The organism is Burkholderia sp. BDU5, from assembly GCF_001522845.1.
In the GTDB taxonomy this organism is placed as follows: domain Bacteria; phylum Pseudomonadota; class Gammaproteobacteria; order Burkholderiales; family Burkholderiaceae; genus Burkholderia; species Burkholderia mayonis.
Map to the genome: position 1 here is coordinate 1 of NZ_LOWC01000160.1, position 15,613 is coordinate 15,613.

The 15,613-nt window shown below is 66.6% G+C and carries 14 protein-coding genes; 10 read left to right on the forward strand and 4 right to left on the reverse strand.

Annotated features, from left to right (window positions below):
• Window positions 1-230 precede the first annotated feature (230 nt).
• From WS69_RS26355 to WS69_RS26365, 3 genes are all read right to left on the reverse strand, one after another.
• On the reverse strand, window positions 231-1,889 hold the full coding sequence (locus tag WS69_RS26355) for an MFS transporter (protein ID WP_059473592.1): 1,659 nt from the start codon (window positions 1,887-1,889) through the stop codon (window positions 231-233).
• Window positions 1,890-2,105: 216 nt separating this feature from the next.
• Window positions 2,106-3,665: a sensor histidine kinase gene (locus WS69_RS26360; protein ID WP_059473593.1), complete on the reverse strand. Its 1,560-nt coding sequence runs from the start codon at window positions 3,663-3,665 to the stop codon at window positions 2,106-2,108.
• A 23-nt stretch (window positions 3,666-3,688) separates the two neighbouring features.
• On the reverse strand, window positions 3,689-4,432 hold the full coding sequence (locus tag WS69_RS26365) for a response regulator transcription factor (protein WP_059473628.1): 744 nt from the start codon (window positions 4,430-4,432) through the stop codon (window positions 3,689-3,691).
• Between the two features lie 205 nt (window positions 4,433-4,637).
• On the opposite strand from WS69_RS26365, the gene recA reads away from it, so the two are divergent.
• The 10 genes from recA to WS69_RS26415 all read left to right on the forward strand — a co-directional run bounded on the left by recA (window position 4,638) and on the right by WS69_RS26415 (window position 14,915).
• Window positions 4,638-5,708, forward strand: coding sequence for a recombinase RecA (gene recA, locus WS69_RS26370; protein WP_059473594.1), 1,071 nt, complete (start codon window positions 4,638-4,640; stop codon window positions 5,706-5,708).
• Complete coding sequence (gene recX, locus WS69_RS26375) at window positions 5,708-6,661, forward strand: recombination regulator RecX (protein WP_059473595.1); 954 nt, start codon at window positions 5,708-5,710, stop codon at window positions 6,659-6,661. Before recA ends, recX begins: the two co-directional genes overlap by 1 nt.
• A gap of 282 nt (window positions 6,662-6,943) precedes the next feature.
• Window positions 6,944-7,555: a DUF2889 domain-containing protein gene (locus WS69_RS26380; RefSeq protein ID WP_059473596.1), complete on the forward strand. Its 612-nt coding sequence runs from the start codon at window positions 6,944-6,946 to the stop codon at window positions 7,553-7,555.
• Window positions 7,556-7,618: 63 nt separating this feature from the next.
• On the forward strand, window positions 7,619-8,800 hold the full coding sequence (gene sucC, locus WS69_RS26385; RefSeq protein ID WP_257791890.1) for an ADP-forming succinate--CoA ligase subunit beta: 1,182 nt from the start codon (window positions 7,619-7,621) through the stop codon (window positions 8,798-8,800).
• Window positions 8,801-8,942: 142 nt separating this feature from the next.
• Window positions 8,943-9,824 (forward strand): succinate--CoA ligase subunit alpha, encoded by an 882-nt coding sequence (gene sucD, locus WS69_RS26390; protein ID WP_010101873.1) that lies wholly within the window; start codon window positions 8,943-8,945, stop codon window positions 9,822-9,824.
• 149 nt (window positions 9,825-9,973) lie between these two features.
• Window positions 9,974-10,687, forward strand: coding sequence for a TerC family protein (locus tag WS69_RS26395; RefSeq protein WP_059473598.1), 714 nt, complete (start codon window positions 9,974-9,976; stop codon window positions 10,685-10,687).
• 222 nt (window positions 10,688-10,909) lie between these two features.
• Window positions 10,910-11,428, forward strand: a complete 519-nt coding sequence (locus WS69_RS26400; RefSeq protein WP_082716512.1) for a pilin — start codon at window positions 10,910-10,912, stop codon at window positions 11,426-11,428.
• Between the two features lie 209 nt (window positions 11,429-11,637).
• The gene (locus WS69_RS26405; RefSeq protein ID WP_059473600.1) at window positions 11,638-13,425 is read left to right on the forward strand and encodes a PglL family O-oligosaccharyltransferase; all 1,788 of its coding nucleotides are present in this window, start codon (window positions 11,638-11,640) and stop codon (window positions 13,423-13,425) included.
• Window positions 13,426-13,856: 431 nt separating this feature from the next.
• Entirely contained in the window at window positions 13,857-14,321 is a 465-nt protein-coding gene (locus tag WS69_RS26410; RefSeq protein ID WP_059473601.1) for a DUF2501 domain-containing protein, read from the forward strand.
• A gap of 228 nt (window positions 14,322-14,549) precedes the next feature.
• Entirely contained in the window at window positions 14,550-14,915 is a 366-nt protein-coding gene (locus tag WS69_RS26415; protein ID WP_059473602.1) for a TonB family protein, read from the forward strand.
• Window positions 14,916-15,075: 160 nt separating this feature from the next.
• On the opposite strand, the gene moaC is transcribed toward WS69_RS26415, so the two are convergent.
• Entirely contained in the window at window positions 15,076-15,564 is a 489-nt protein-coding gene (gene moaC, locus WS69_RS26420; RefSeq protein ID WP_059473603.1) for a cyclic pyranopterin monophosphate synthase MoaC, read from the reverse strand.
• Window positions 15,565-15,613: the final 49 nt, after the last annotated feature.

The window sequence follows — 15,613 nt, forward strand, 5'->3', positions numbered from 1 at the left end:
CGCCGGCTTGCCGCCCCCGCCAACATGCGGACATTTCATTTGCTACAAAACCGGACATTTCTATTTGTCCGCGACAGCCCTTTTTGCCGATTTCTCCAAAAAGGGCCGGCACATCGCGGGGGCTTCATTCTCGACCGTTCCGCGAACCAGGCAGTCCGCCTGCGACTGCCTGCCGACCACCCCGCCACCCGCCCGCCGTCAGCCGGACGATCCGCCCGCGACACGCTCCGTCAATCCTGCGCGTAGATATTCGAATCCTTGGTTTCCTTCACGAACAGCAGCCCGATGACGAACGTGACGAGTGCGATCACGATCGGATACCACAGCCCCGAATAGATGTCGCCCCTCGCCGCGACGATCGCGAACGCGGTCGCCGGGAGAAAGCCGCCGAACCAGCCGTTGCCGATGTGATACGGCAGCGACATCGACGTATAGCGGATCCGCGTCGGGAACATCTCGACCAGCATCGCCGCGATCGGGCCGTAGACCATCGTCACGTAGATCACGAGGATCGTCAGGATCGCGATCGTCATCGGCCAGTTGAGCTGCGCCGGATCGGCCTTCGCCGGATAGCCTGCGGATTTCAGCGTCGTGGCGAGCGTCTTGTCGAACGCCGCGCCCTTTGCCTTCGCGTCGGCGGCCTTGCCGTCATACGACTCGATTACAGTGTCGCCGACCTTGACTTGTGCGGTCGTTCCCGCGGGCGCCGCGATGTTCTCGTAGTTGAGGCCCGCTTTCGCCAGCGCGCTCTTCGCGATGTCGCAGGAGTCCGTGAACTTCGACGTGCCGACCGGGTTGAACTGGAACGAGCAGGTCGACGGATCGGCCACGACGGTGATCGGCGCCTTCTGCGTCGCTACTTCGAGCGCCGGGTTCGCGAAGTGCGTGAGCGCCTTGAACAGCGGGAAGTAGGTGAGCGCGGCGATCAGGCAGCCGGCGAGGATGATCGGCTTGCGGCCGATCCTGTCCGACAGCGAGCCGAAGAACACGAAGAATGGCGTGCCGATCAGGAGCGCGATCGCGATCAGGATGTTCGCGCTTGCGCCGTCGACCTTCAGCGTCTGCGTGAGGAAAAACAGCGCATAGAACTGGCCCGTGTACCAGACGACGGCCTGGCCGGCCGTCAGGCCGACGAGCGCGAGGATCACGAGCTTCAGGTTCTTCCACTGGCCGAACGCTTCGGTGAGCGGCGCCTTCGAGGTCTTGCCTTCGGCTTTGATGCGCAGGAACACCGGCGATTCGTTCAGTTGCAGCCGGATCCACACCGATACCGCGAGCAGCAGGATCGACGCGACGAACGGCACTCGCCAGCCCCACGCGCCGAACGCCTCCTCGCCGATGGAGGTCCGCACACCGAGAATCACGAGCAGCGACAGGAACAGCCCGAGCGTGGCGGTCGTCTGGATCCAGGCGGTGTAGAAGCCGCGCCGGTGCGCGGGCGCGTGCTCGGCGACGTAGGTCGCTGCGCCGCCGTACTCCCCGCCGAGCGCGAGGCCTTGCAGCAGCCGCATCCCGATGAAGATCACCGGCGCCGCGATGCCGATCGTCGCATAGCCGGGGAGGAAGCCGACCACGAAGGTCGAGATCCCCATGATGACGATCGTGATGAGGAACGTGTGCTTGCGGCCGACGAGGTCGCCGAGGCGTCCGAACACGATTGCGCCGAACGGCCGGACGGCAAAGCCCGCCGCGAAGCCGAGCAGCGTGAAGATGAACGCCGCGGTCGGATTGACGCCCGAGAAGAAGCTCTTGCTGATGTAGGCCGCGAGCGAGCCGGCCAAATAGAAGTCGTACCACTCGAACACGGTGCCGAGCGACGATGCGAAGATCACGCGCTTTTCGTCGCCTGTCATCGGCGCGTGCGCAATTTGTCCGCCTACCGTTGCCATGAATGTCTCCAATTTTGATATAAGGGCGCGCGCCCCTCGGGGCGGCTCCGTGTCGATTATTGGAGGGCAAACTTACGGCGCACTGACTCGGCGAGTCAAAATGGCGCAACGGCAATTTGCGCGCTATGTTGCGCTTCGCCTTTCTTTTCCCTTTATTTTGTTGGCAACGTGCGTTTTCGTGATTTTTTGAACGGCGCGTGAAGCGGCTCTTAAGGGTTATTCCGGGGCTTCTTGCCGTAAGCCAAGGCTCACGCGCACGAGCGTGCCTGCAAGGCGCGGCGACATCTGATACACGTTGTCGTCGATCGTCAGCGTGCCGCCGTGCTGCGCGACGATCTCGCGAACGATCGCGAGGCCGAGGCCGCTGCCGTCGCCTTCGCGGCCGAGGATCCGATAGAAGCGCTCGACGACGTGCTCTCGCTCGTTCGCCGGAATGCCCGGGCCCGTGTCCTCGACTTCGAGATGCACGACGCCCGCCGCGCGGTCGGCGCGTACGCGCACGGTGATGCGGCCGCCCGTCGGCGTGTAGCGGATCGCGTTGTCGATCAGGTTGCCGAGCATCTCGCGCAGCATCACTGGATGGCCGTCGATGCGAAGCGGCCCGGCGTCGTTGTCCGGGCCTTCGTAGCCGAGGTCCATCTGCTTCGCGAGCGCGGCCTGCACCCAGTCGCGCACGGCCTGGCGCGCGAGCGGCGCGATTTCGACGGGCTCGAACATGAGCCCCGTCGCGCGGTTTTCCGCGCGCGCGAGCGCAAGCAGTTGCGTGACGAGCCGCGCGGCCTGCTCGGAGCTCGTCGCGATCTGTTCGAGCGAGCGCGCGACGTCGTCCGGCACTTCGTGGCGCAGCGCGAATTCGGCCTGCGTGCGCAATCCGGCGAGCGGGGTCTTCATCTGGTGCGCGGCGTCGGCGATGAAACGCTTTTGCAGCGTGATGTTCTGTTCGAGGCGCGCGAGCAGGTCGTTGAACGATGTGACGAGCGGCTCGATCTCGGGCGGCGCGCGCTGCGCTTCGACGGGCGATAGGTCGTCCGGGCGCCGGCCGCGGATGTGCGCCTGCAGCGCGGTGAGCGGTGCGAGCCCTCGCGACAGCCCGAACCAGACGAGCAGGATCGCAAGCGGCAGAATCACGAATTGCGGCAGGATCACGCCCTTGATGATGTCGTTCGCGAGCGCGTTGCGCTTGTCGAGCGTCTCGCCGACCTGCACGAGCACGGGCTGCGAGCCCGTCGCGCCCGGCAGTGCGACGGTCGTGTACGCGACGCGCACGTCGTTGCCGCGCAGCAGGTCGTCGCGGAACACGACGACACCGGGCGGCGGGCGGTCGTCGTCGCGCGGCAGCGGCAGGTCGGCTTCGCCCGCGACGAGCTCGCCGCGCGTGCCGAGCACCTGGAAGTACAGGCTGTCGACATTGTCGGCGCGCAGGAAGTCGAGCGTCGTCTGCGGCAGCTTCAGCTCGGCGACGCCGTTCACGGGCGTGATCTGCCGAGCGAGCACGTACGCGTCGGTCTCGAGCGCACGGTCGAACGGGCCGTTCGCGATCGTCTTCGCAACGAGGTAGGTGACGGCGATGCTCATCGGCCATAGCAGCAGGAGCGGCGCGAGCATCCAGTCGAGAATCTCGCCGAACAGCGAGCGGGGGCGGGGGCCTTCGGCGGCGTCGCCTTCGTCCGGCGGCGCGAACGGGTTTTCGTAGCGCGCGTCGCGCGCGGCGTCCGCATCGGTCGCGGCGGTGGCCGGACGGTGCGCGGTGTGCGCGGAATGGGCCGGCGTGGCCATCGGCCGCTCCTTCCTTGGTGGCGTCAGCGCAGCGACTGGCTCGCGGCGGCTTCGGCCGGTTGCTGCGCGGTTGCGTTCGGCGCGTCGTTCGCCGGGGCGGGCGCGGCCTTCTCGAGGCAGTAGCCGAGGCCGCGCACGGTCGTGATCCGCACGCCGCTCGGCTCGATCTTCTTGCGCAGCCGGTGAACGTAGACTTCGATCGCGTTGTTGCTGACTTCCTCGCTCCATTCGCACAGATGATCGACGAGCTGTTCCTTCGATACGAGCCGGCCGATCCGCTGCAGCAGCACTTCGAGCAGGCCGAGTTCGCGCGCGGACAGGTCGAGCACGCGGTCGTTCGCGTAGGCGATCCGGCCGACCTGGTCGAACGACAGCGAGCCGTGCCGCACGACGGTCGGCCCGCCGCCCGCGCCGCGCCGGGTCAGCGCGCGCACGCGCGCTTCGAGCTCGTTCAGCGCGAACGGCTTCGCCATGTAGTCGTCGGCGCCGAGGTCGAGCCCCTTCACGCGCTCGTCGACGCTGTCGGCGGCCGTCAGGATCAGCACGGGCAGGTTCGAATTGCGCGCGCGCAGGCGGCGCAGCACGTCGAGGCCGGGCATCTTGGGAAGGCCGAGATCGAGGATCAGGAGGTCGAACGTCTGCATAGACAAGGCCGTATCGGCCTCGGCGCCGTTCCTCACGTGGTCGACGGCATAGCCCGATTGGCGGAGTGACCGGGTGAGGCCGTCCGCGAGTATGCTGTCGTCTTCGGCGATGAGAATTCGCATGATGCGCAACCGGTTGCCGTCCCGCGGCGATGGCGCTGCGCGCGGCTGTCTCCGAAATATGGGGCGATGCCTGCCCGCAACGCGGGCTTGCACAAACCACTGTTTTTTTATACAGTATCTGCATTCGCGCACCTAACGGCTTGCTGGCCGTGTCAAAGCCGGTGCGTCCGTATCAGACGCTGCTCATCATAGCAAAGGACGATTCATGGAAGAAAGCAAGAAAGGCTCCGGGCTGACTGCCGAAAAGAGCAAGGCGCTCGCCGCCGCGCTCGCGCAGATCGAGAAGCAGTTCGGCAAAGGGTCGATCATGCGGCTCGGCGACGGCGAAGCGGTCGAGGATATCCAGGTGGTGTCCACCGGCTCGCTCGGTCTCGATATCGCGCTCGGCGTCGGCGGCCTGCCGCGCGGCCGTGTGGTCGAAATCTACGGGCCGGAATCGTCCGGCAAGACGACGCTGACGCTGCAGGTGGTCGCCGAGATGCAGAAGCTCGGCGGCACCGCGGCGTTCATCGATGCGGAGCATGCGCTCGACGTTCAGTACGCGTCGAAGCTCGGCGTGAACGTGCCGGAACTGCTGATCTCGCAGCCGGACACGGGGGAGCAGGCGCTGGAAATCGTCGACGCGCTGGTGCGCTCGGGCTCGATCGACATGATCGTGATCGACTCGGTCGCGGCGCTCGTGCCGAAGGCCGAAATCGAAGGCGAGATGGGCGACGCGCTGCCCGGCCTGCAGGCCCGCCTGATGTCGCAGGCGCTGCGCAAGCTGACGGGCTCGATCAAGCGTACGAACTGCCTCGTGATCTTCATCAACCAGATCCGGATGAAGATCGGCGTGATGTTCGGCAACCCGGAAACCACGACGGGCGGCAACGCGCTCAAGTTCTATTCGTCGGTGCGTCTCGACATCCGCCGGATCGGCTCGATCAAAAAGAACGACGAGGTGATCGGCAACGAAACGCGCGTGAAGGTCGTGAAGAACAAGGTGTCGCCGCCGTTCCGCGAGGCGATCTTCGACATCCTGTACGGCGAAGGCATTTCGCGTCAGGGCGAAATCATCGATCTCGGCGTGCAGGCGAAGATCGTCGACAAGGCGGGTGCGTGGTACAGCTATAGCGGCGAGAAGATCGGCCAGGGCAAGGACAACGCGCGTGAATTCCTGCGCGAGAATTCGGAAATCGCGCGCGAGATCGAAAATCGCATTCGCGAGTCGCTCGGCGTTGTCGCCATGCCGCAGGATGGCGGCTCCGAAGCCAAGATCATGGACGAAGAGGAGTAATGCGCAAGCACCGGGAGGGCGCGGATTCGCAGCAGGTAGGGCACAGCGCGCGGACAAGGTCCGCCGACGAGGCCCGCATCGAACGCGAAGCGCGCGCGCCGGTTTCGAGCGAGGGGCGGCCGGCTGGCCGCCCGGCAGCGGGGGCATCCGATGATGCCCTCGTTTCGTTTGGGCGATCGGTTGCGTTCGAATCGGACGATCCGTTCGATTCGAACGAGTCGTTCGACGCGCACGACGTCGCGCGGCGGCGTGCGTCGGCCGGTGTAGCTGGCGCGAACGACGATGCGTCCGGCGGTGGCCGGGCGTTCGGCGGTTTGCGCGCCGGCGGCCGTTCGCGTGCATCGGCGGCATTTTCGGCGGCGGCGGGCGGGGATGAAGCGGCGAGCGACGTCTATACGCGCACGAGCCAGGCCGGGGGCCGGTCGAAGCGGCGGACATCGCCTTTCCGCTTCGATTCGTCCGCGCCCGAAGACGCAGAGCGTTCGTCGGCGTCGCAACGTCCCGCGCGCTCACTGAAAGGGCGTGCGACCGCGTATCTGTCGCGCCGCGAGTACAGTCGCGCGGAACTCGCGCGCAAGCTCGCGCCGTACGTCGAAGAAGGCGACGATCTCGAGTCGCTGCTCGACGCGCTCGAACGGGAGGGCTGGCTGTCCGACGCGCGGTTTGCAGAAAGCCTCGTGCATCGGCGCTCGGCGCGCGTCGGCTCGGCGCGCATCGTCAGTGAGCTGAAGCGACATGCGGTCGGCGACGCGCTCGTCGAGGCCGTCAGCGCGCAATTGCGCGAGAACGAGTTCGAGCGGGCGGAGTCGGTCTGGCGCAAGAAGTTCGGCGCGGCGCCGCAAACACCCGCGGAGCGCGCAAAGCAGGCGCGCTTCCTCGCGATGCGCGGTTTTTCGAGCGTAACGATCGCGAAGCTGCTGAAAGGCGACGTCAACGAATTCGGCGGCGATTGAGCGCGGCGAGCCGGTCTTGCGCGCTCGCGTCCGGCATCGAGCCGACGCTGCAAGCTCAAATGCCTTGCGATAGCCCGGCGAATCAATCGTTACATTGCCATCCGACCACCGATCACCGACCACCGATCACCGACCACCGACCACCGACCACCGACCACCGACCGCGAACCACCCCAATCCAGCCCCTCAAAATCCCCCGAAGCCCCGCGCGGGGCCAGACCGGGACCGTGCGGCCGGTATGTTAGAATCCACGAGTTTCCCTCTTCGGCTTCACCTTCCCGCATGCCGCTACCCGAGCCCGTACCCCGACAGTTGCGCCATCGCCGCGCAATTCGAGCGGAAGCCTACGAGCGCGCCGACGGCTTGTGGGACATCGAAGCCTGCCTGACCGATCACAAGCCGCGCGACGTCACGCTGGCGTCGGGCGTCAGACCGGACGGCCTGCCGATCCACGAACTCTGGTTGCGCGTGACGATCGATCGCGAACTCACCATCGTCGACGCCGACGCGTCGTCTGACTGGGTGCCCTATCCCGGTCAATGCGAAACCGCCAAACCCGCCTACCGCGTCCTCATCGGACTCAATCTCTTCCGCCATTTCCGTCGCGACGTCTCCCGGCTGCTGTCGGGCGTCGCCGGCTGCTCGCACCTGACCGAGCTGTGCGGGGTGTTGCCGACGGCCGCGATCCAGGCGTTCGCGGGCGACGTATGGGATGTGCGCGAGCAGTTGGGCGGCGAAGCCGACGGGCGCGATCGCGCGGCGGCCGAGCCGCCGTTCCAGCTCGGCCGCTGTCACGCGCTGCGGTTCGACGGGGAAGCGGTTCGGCAGTTCTATCCGCGTTGGTACGGCGCGAGCCGCCCCGCGCGCGAAGGCTCGGACGGTGCGAAGGAATGAGAGCGGACGCTTAAATCGTAAGAAGAAGCGATCGTCAATCGACTTTTTTAGCCAACTCACAGACTGAAGGAATCACGCATGAAGATTCACGAGTACCAGGGTAAGGAAATCCTGCGGAAATTCGGAGTCGCGGTACCGCGCGGCAAGCCGGCGTTCTCGGTGGACGAGGCCGTCAAGGTGGCGGAAGAGCTGGGCGGCCCGGTCTGGGTCGTCAAGGCCCAGATTCATGCGGGCGGCCGAGGCAAGGGCGGCGGCGTGAAGGTCGCGAAGTCGCTCGAGCAAGTGCGCGAATACGCGAACCAGATTCTCGGCATGCAGCTGAAGACGCACCAGACCGGTCCGGAAGGCCAGAAGGTCAACCGTCTGCTGATCGAAGAAGGCGCGGACATCAAGAAGGAGCTGTATGTCGGCATCGTGATCGACCGCGTGTCGCAGAAGGTCGTCGTGATGGCGTCGAGCGAAGGCGGCATGGACATCGAGGAAGTCGCGGAAAAGACGCCGGAAGCGATCCACAAGGTCGCCGTCGAGCCGTCGACGGGCCTGCAGGACGCGGAAGCCGACGATCTCGCGAAGAAAATCGGCGTGCCGGACGCATCGATCCCGCAAGCGCGCGAAATCCTGAAGGGCCTGTACAAGTCGTTCTGGGAAACGGACGCGTCGCTCGCCGAAATCAACCCGCTCGTGCTGACGGGCGATGGCAAGGTGATCGCGCTCGACGCGAAGTTCAACTTCGATTCGAACGCGCTGTTCCGCCATCCGGAAATCGTCGCGTACCGCGATCTGGACGAAGAAGATCCGGCTGAAATCGAAGCATCGAAGTTCGACCTCGCGTACATCTCGCTCGACGGCAACATCGGCTGCCTCGTGAACGGCGCGGGTCTCGCGATGGCGACGATGGACACGATCAAGCTGTTCGGCGGCGAGCCGGCGAACTTCCTCGACGTCGGCGGCGGCGCGACGACCGAGAAGGTCACCGAAGCGTTCAAGCTGATGCTGACGAACCCGGGCCTGAAGGCGATCCTCGTGAACATCTTCGGCGGCATCATGCGCTGCGACGTGATCGCGGAAGGCGTGATCGCGGGCTCGAAGGCCGTGAACCTGAACGTGCCGCTCGTCGTGCGCATGAAGGGCACGAACGAAGACCTCGGCAAGAAGATGCTCGCCGAATCCGGCCTGCCGATCATCTCGGCGGACAGCATGGAAGAAGCGGCGCAGAAGGTCGTCGCCGCGGCTGCGGGCAAGTAACGAGCGCCCGCGCCTGGCGCTGCGCGCCGGGCCCCGATGGGGGCAAGAAAACGCGGGGCAGCCCGGCGTTTTCTTGAGCGCATCATTGAAACGCATGGCGGCGCGGTTTTTCTCGCGACGCCGATCGAACAGAGGTCAATACATGTCGATTCTGATCAACAAAGACACGAAGGTCATCACGCAGGGCATCACCGGCAAGACCGGCCAGTTCCACACGCGCGCCTGCCGTGAATACGCAAACGGCCGCGAAGCGTTCGTCGCGGGCGTGAACCCGAAGCGCGCCGGCGAAGATTTCGAAGGCATTCCGATCTACGCGAGCGTCAAGGAAGCGAAGGCCGAAACCGGCGCGACCGTGTCGGTCATCTACGTGCCGCCCGCGGGCGCCGCTGCCGCGATCTGGGAAGCGGTCGAAGCCGATCTCGATCTCGCGATCTGCATCACGGAAGGCATCCCTGTCCGCGACATGATCGAAGTGAAGGACCGCATGCGCCGCGAAGGCCGCAAGACGCTGCTGCTCGGGCCGAACTGCCCGGGCACGATCACGCCGGACGAACTGAAGATCGGCATCATGCCGGGTCACATCCACCGCAAGGGCCGCATCGGCGTCGTGTCGCGCTCGGGCACGCTGACGTACGAAGCGGTTGCGCAACTGACGGCGCTCGGCCTCGGCCAGTCGTCGGCAGTCGGCATCGGCGGCGATCCGATCAACGGTCTGAAGCACATCGACGTGATGAAGATGTTCAACGACGATCCGGATACGGACGCGGTCGTGATGATCGGTGAAATCGGCGGTCCGGACGAAGCCAACGCGGCTCAGTGGATCAAGGACAACATGAAGAAGCCGGTCGTCGGCTTCATCGCGGGCGTCACGGCGCCTCCGGGCAAGCGCATGGGCCACGCCGGCGCGCTGATCTCGGGCGGTGCGGACACGGCCGAAGCGAAGCTGGAAATCATGGAAGCGTGCGGCATCACGGTCACGCGCAATCCGTCGGAGATGGGCCGCCTGCTGAAGGCAGCACTGTAAGCATCGTTTTCATCGCCACGAAAAACGCCGGTTCTGCCGGCGTTTTTTGTTATGCTCGCGCAATCGTTTCGTAAGCCCCGCCCGGACGGCCGGGCGCGATTGGAACGCACGCATTGGCCCGCCCGTCTTACTTCCTTTGCTTCGCTCTCATGCTTGAATTCTTCGCCTCGCTCCATTGGGGCGCCGTCGTTCAGATCATCGTCATCGATATCCTGCTCGGCGGCGACAACGCGGTCGTGATCGCGCTCGCTTGCCGCAACCTGCCCGCGCAGCAGCGCGTGCGCGGCGTGCTGTGGGGGACGGCCGGTGCGATCGTGCTGCGCGTCTTGCTGATTGCGTTCGCGGTGCTGCTGCTCGACGTGCCGCTGCTCAAGTTCGCGGGCGGCGTGCTGCTGCTGTGGATCGGCGTGCGGCTGATGGCGCCCGCCGCCGACGCGCACGACAACATCAAGCCTGCCGACAGGCTGTGGGAGGCGGTGAAGACGATCGTGATCGCCGACGCGGTGATGAGCCTCGACAACGTGATCGCGATTGCGGGCGCGGCCGAGCAGGCGGATCCGGGGCACCGGATCGCGCTCGTGATCTTCGGCCTGATCGTCAGCATTCCGATCATCGTCTGGGGCAGCACGCTCGTCCTCAAGCTGCTCGACCGTTTCCCGATCTTCATCACGCTCGGCGCGGCGCTCCTCGGCTGGATCGCCGGCGGGCTGATGGTCAACGATCCGGCGGGCGATCGCTGGCCGCTTCTCGACACGCCTGCCGCGATCTACGGCGCGAGCGTGGCGGGCGCGCTCTTCGTCGTGATCGCCGGGTATGCGCTGAAGAAGCGCCGAGCGATGTCCAGGGCGGCGAATTCGCATTGACTGACACCGGCGCTTCGCGGCATCGGCCGTCCGGCCGACTGCCCGCGTTGCCGCCCGCTGGCTACGATCGACACGCCTGCCGCTTTCGGCGGGCGTGTTTCGTTTTCGGAGCCTGTCATGAGCGAATTTCTTTCCGTTTTATCGCCGTTTGCGTCGCTTTTGCTGCCGCGAGCGGGTGGCGCGCACGGCCTGCGCCGGGTGTGGCGCCCGTCGAAGCGTGCGGTGCGCGGCCGCGGTTTCACGTTGATCGAATTAATGATCGTGCTCGCGATCGTCGGCGTCGTCGCTGCGTACGCGATTCCCGCGTATCAGGACTATCTCGCGCGCAGCCGGGTCGGCGAAGGTCTTGCGCTCGCCGCGTCCGCGCGGCTCGCGGTCGCGGAGAACGCGGCGAGCGGCAGCGGTTTTTCGGGCGGCTACGTGTCGCCGCCGGGCACGCGCAACGTCGAGTCGATTCGCGTCGACGACGACACCGGGCAGATCGTCGTCGCGTTTACGTCGCGCGTCGCGGCGTCGGGCGCGAATACGCTCGTGCTCGTGCCGTCGGCGCCGGATCAGGCGGAGACGCCGACGGCGCGCGTCGCGCTGTCGAAGGGCGCTGTACAGACGGGGGCGATCACGTGGGAGTGCTTTGTCGGCGGCAAGACGTCGTCGTCGCTGCCCGCGCCGGGCGCCGGGCCGATGCCGAGCGATGCGCCGACGCTGGCCGGCAAGCTCGCGCCGCCGGAGTGCCGAGCGTGACGTTCGGCGGCCAATAGTGGCGAATAGCGGCGAAGTGGCGGGGCGGGCGCGGGACATGCTTGGAGCATGGCTGCCGGACGATGAACTGTCTGGCATTCGTGCACCGCGATGGTGCGTCGCATGACGGCCCTGCGCAACCGGCACCCCGCGTCCGCACAGCGGGAGGTTTTTTTTGTATAGTGCGCCGGTTGCTGACACCCGGTTCGCTCATGCCTTCCTCTTTTCTGCGTTCTTTGTCGCTGATCGCGCTTGCAGTCGCCCTGATCCTGCCGTATGCGGTCACGAACCACACGTATCCGATTCCGACGTTCTATTCCGAATTCGCCGCGTTCGCGATGTATTGGGTGCTCGGCGCGACCGTCGTCCTGCTCGTGAAAGCCGAGCGGCCCGCGCAGCCGTTCGCGGTGCCGGCGGCGCTCGTCGCGCCGCTCGGCTTCGGTGCGGTGCTGCTCGCGCAGGTCGCGCTGCTGCCGTTGCGTCAGCCTTCGATGAACTGGCTCGCGACGGGCTACCTGCTCGGCGCGCTCGTCGCGATGCAGTCGGGCTATGCGCTCGCGCGCGCGAACATGGTCGACATGGTCGCGAGGATGATCGCGGGCGCGACGATCGTCGGCGGCGTCTTCGCCGTCGCCTGCCAGTTCGTGCAGCTGTTCCATCTGGAGACGACGTTCTCGCCGTTCGTCGTGTCGTACGGCGTGACCGTCGATCGCCGGCCGTACGGCAACATGGCGCAGGCGAACCACCTCGCGACCTACATCGCGTTCGCGCTCGCGGGTGCGCTGTATCTCGTGCAGACGCGCCGCATGCCGCTGCTCGCGTGGGCGGTGCTGTCGGCGTTCCTGTCCGTCGGGCTCGCGCTCACCGTGTCGCGCGGGCCGTGGCTGCAGGTCGCCGTGATGGTCGTCGCCGGCTTCTGGATGGCGTTCGCGCAGGCGCGGCGCGATCCGGCTGCGAGCCGCATGCGCGCATGGGCGATTCCGATCGTGCTCGGCGCGTTGTTCGTCGCGGTCAATGTCGCCGTGCGCTGGGTGAACGTGCACTACCACCTCGGCCTTGCCGAGTCGGCCGCCGACCGCATGCGCGACGCCGGCCAGATCGCGCCGCGCCTCGCGCTCTGGAAGTACGGCCTGACGATGTTCCGCGAGCATCCGCTGCTCGGCGTCGGCTGGGGCGAATTCCCGATCCATCAGTTCGAACTCGTGCGCAAGCTGGGCGGCGTCGAGATCGCGAACAACTCGCACGACATCTTCATCGATCTGCTCGCGAAGTCCGGCTTGCTCGGCCTCGGCGTGCTGGTCGTCGCGCTCGTCGCGTGGTTCGTGCGCGCGCTGCGCGTGCCGCATACCGAGAGCCGCGTGTTCGGCTTCGCGCTCATCGGCATTCTGCTGATGCACGCGCTCGTCGAGTACCCGCAGCAGTACACGTTCTTCCTGTTGCCCGTGATGTTCGTGATCGGTCTGCTCGAGACGAAGCCGCTGCGCGTGCTGCCGAGCCGTGCGGCGTTCGCGCTGTTCGCTGCGCTGTCGGTTGCGGGGCTCGCGTCGCTGTACCCGGTGCTGCGCGACTACCAGCGCGCGGAAGTGCTGTACTACGGCACGAATCCGGCCGAGCAGTACCGCGAGGATCCGTCGTTCCTGTTCGGCGCGTGGGGCGACTATGGCGCGGCGACGCTGCTGACGATTTCGCGCGACAACCTGCAGGCGAAGCTCGCCGCGCACGAACGGGCGATCGCGCTCTTGCCGGGCGAAACCGTGCTGCGCCGCTACGCGGTGCTGCAGGCGCTCGACGGCCGCGAAGCCGATGCGCTCGACACGGTCGAGCGGCTGCGCGTGTTCGCGCAAGAGCTGCGCGACTGGCCGGTGCAGCTCGCCGCGTTGTACAAGCTGCTTGACGACCAGCCGTCGCTGAAGTCTTTCAAGGCGTCGCTCGTGTCGAAGTACGGGACGCCGGCAGCCAACGTATCCGCCGACGACGAGGAAGACGACAGCGACGATTGATCACGGGCGGGCTCGAAACGGAACGATCGAAGAAACCGCCGCTTTTTGCGGCGGTTTCTATTGGGAGGGTGCGGCGGCGTCGCGATCGAACGATGCGGCGGGCGTGGTGCGCGATGCGTGATGCGCGCCGGCATTTCGTCATGCGGGCGGCACGAGGCGCGTTGCGTCGCCTCGGCATCGCACCGTGTGCAAGGCAGGTGTCGACGGCGCTTTGCCAATACATGCGCAGATGAAGCAAGCAGCCGCCGCAAGAAACCGCCGCAAGCAGCCGCTTTCCCCGCCCCGCCCTGGCAGGCGGCGTTAAACAGTGTCAAATCGCGCCGCATTCGCGCACGACGAGCCGGCACGAGCGGATGCGCGTCGCATCGTTCGGGTATGCTTGGGCGCGGTATTCATCGACTGGAATGAATCCTTGCCCTGAGAGGAAGCCCATGAAAACGCGTACCCATCATATTGCCGCGGCAGGCATCCTGATTGCCAGCATCGCGTCGTTCTCGACCGCGCACGCGCAACTCGGCGACTTGCTGAAGCAAGGCACCGACAGCGGCGCGGGCGGCGTCGCGAGCGCGCTCGGCAATCTCGGTGGCGCGGGCGGCACCGCGTCGGCCGGCTCGCTGCTGTCACCCGGCAGCACCGGCAACGTCGCGGGCCTGCTGCAGTTCTGCATCAAGAACAACTATCTCGGCGGCGGCGGTGCGTCGTCGGTCAAGGACGCGCTGATGAGCAAGCTGGGCGGCGGCGTCACGTCGGATAGCAGCTACGCGAGCGGCGCGAACGGGGTTGTCGACGCCGGCAACGGCCGCACGCTCGACTTGAGCGGCGGGCAGAGCTTCAAGCAGCAGTTGACGAAGCAGGTCTGCGACAAGGTGCTGTCGCAGGCGAAGTCGCTGCTGTAAGCGGGACGCCGGCGCCGTGTCGCCGGAGCGGGTGGCCCGCGATCGAGGCGCGCTGCCGACGCGATGCGCGTCGGCGGACGCCCGGAATCGCGCGCGGCGCTCGGTATTGGGCGCTGGTGCGAATGAAGCATGGATAAGAAACGGGGTGCGGAATCGCGCGGCGTACGTAACGCGGGCGCTGACGAATGACGCAATCGACGGCGCGGACTGAGCAGAACCAGAACGAACATGAAGGCTTATTCGACGTACCTGACGCTTCCTCTTGCCGCGTCGCTGCTTGCCGGCTGCGCGGCGTTCGCGCCGCGGGACTCGGCGAAGCTCGAATGCACGATGCCCGTCGCGGTGTATCCGGACGGCGCGAAGCCGCTCGAGCGCCGGGCGACCGTGCTCGTGCGCGCGATGATCACGGTGTCGGGCGATGCGGAGAACGTCACGGTCACGACAAGCAGCCGGAATGCCGCCGCGGACCGTGCGGCCGCCGAAGCGATGTCGAAGCTCGCGTGCTCGCAGACGCCCGCGCGCGGCGGCGAGCCCTATCCGTTTACGCTGACGCGGCCGTTCGTATTCGAGCCGACGGCGAAGGCCGCGCGGTGACGCGCATCGAGTGCGCCGGCACGGGCGGCAACGAGCGCGCCTCGATGTGCATCGTCGTTCCAACCCGAAGCACCTTGCCGAGTGAAGCTTCGATAGCCGCTTGACGCGTACCCACCCGGATTCGGCGGTGCGCTGGCTGACGGTTTTCGGCAGGTCGGCGTTATGCGCCGGCCTCGCCGGTCTTCCAGTCCCCCGACTTCCCGCCGCGCTTTTCCCTGACGCTCACGTCGGTAATCGTCATCCCCCGGTCGACTGCCTTGCACATGTCGTAGACGGTCAGCAGCCCGACCTGCACCGCGGTCAGCGCCTCCATCTCGACGCCCGTGCGTCCGAACGTCTCGACCTGCGCACTGCAGCGCACGCCGGGCAGCGCGTCGTCGAACTCGAACTCGACCGCGACGCGCGTGAGCGCGAGCGGGTGGCAGAGCGGAATCAGATCGGCGGTGCGCTTCGCCCCCTGGATCGCCGCGATCCGCGCGACGCCGAGCACGTCGCCTTTCTTCGCGCGTCCTTCGCGAATCAGCGCGAGGGTGTCGGGCAGCATCCGGATCGCGCCGCGCGCCACCGCGATGCGCTTTGTTTCCTGCTTGTCGCCGACGTCGACCATGTGCGCGTGGCCGGCAGCGTCGAAGTGTGTGAATCCAGACATGTCGTGCTCCGTTAGAGGGCGCCTATCATAGCAGCGCGGTTCGTCGAGC

Bases quoted from the DNA above. Each gene is read 5' to 3' on its own strand.
- recX (WP_059473595.1), top strand. From the start codon at position 5,708: ATGCGCAAGCACCGGGAGGGCGCGGATTCGCAGCAGGTAGGGCACAGC.
- moaC (WP_059473603.1), bottom strand. From the start codon at position 15,564: ATGTCTGGATTCACACACTTCGACGCTGCCGGCCACGCGCACATGGTC.
- WS69_RS26410 (WP_059473601.1), top strand. From the start codon at position 13,857: ATGAAAACGCGTACCCATCATATTGCCGCGGCAGGCATCCTGATTGCC.
- WS69_RS26355 (WP_059473592.1), bottom strand. From the start codon at position 1,889: ATGGCAACGGTAGGCGGACAAATTGCGCACGCGCCGATGACAGGCGAC.
- WS69_RS26365 (WP_059473628.1), bottom strand. From the start codon at position 4,432: ATGCGAATTCTCATCGCCGAAGACGACAGCATACTCGCGGACGGCCTC.
- WS69_RS26415 (WP_059473602.1), top strand. From the start codon at position 14,550: ATGAAGGCTTATTCGACGTACCTGACGCTTCCTCTTGCCGCGTCGCTG.
- WS69_RS26360 (WP_059473593.1), bottom strand. From the start codon at position 3,665: ATGGCCACGCCGGCCCATTCCGCGCACACCGCGCACCGTCCGGCCACC.
- WS69_RS26395 (WP_059473598.1), top strand. From the start codon at position 9,974: ATGCTTGAATTCTTCGCCTCGCTCCATTGGGGCGCCGTCGTTCAGATC.
- WS69_RS26380 (WP_059473596.1), top strand. From the start codon at position 6,944: ATGCCGCTACCCGAGCCCGTACCCCGACAGTTGCGCCATCGCCGCGCA.
- WS69_RS26405 (WP_059473600.1), top strand. From the start codon at position 11,638: ATGCCTTCCTCTTTTCTGCGTTCTTTGTCGCTGATCGCGCTTGCAGTC.
- recA (WP_059473594.1), top strand. From the start codon at position 4,638: ATGGAAGAAAGCAAGAAAGGCTCCGGGCTGACTGCCGAAAAGAGCAAG.
- sucD (WP_010101873.1), top strand. From the start codon at position 8,943: ATGTCGATTCTGATCAACAAAGACACGAAGGTCATCACGCAGGGCATC.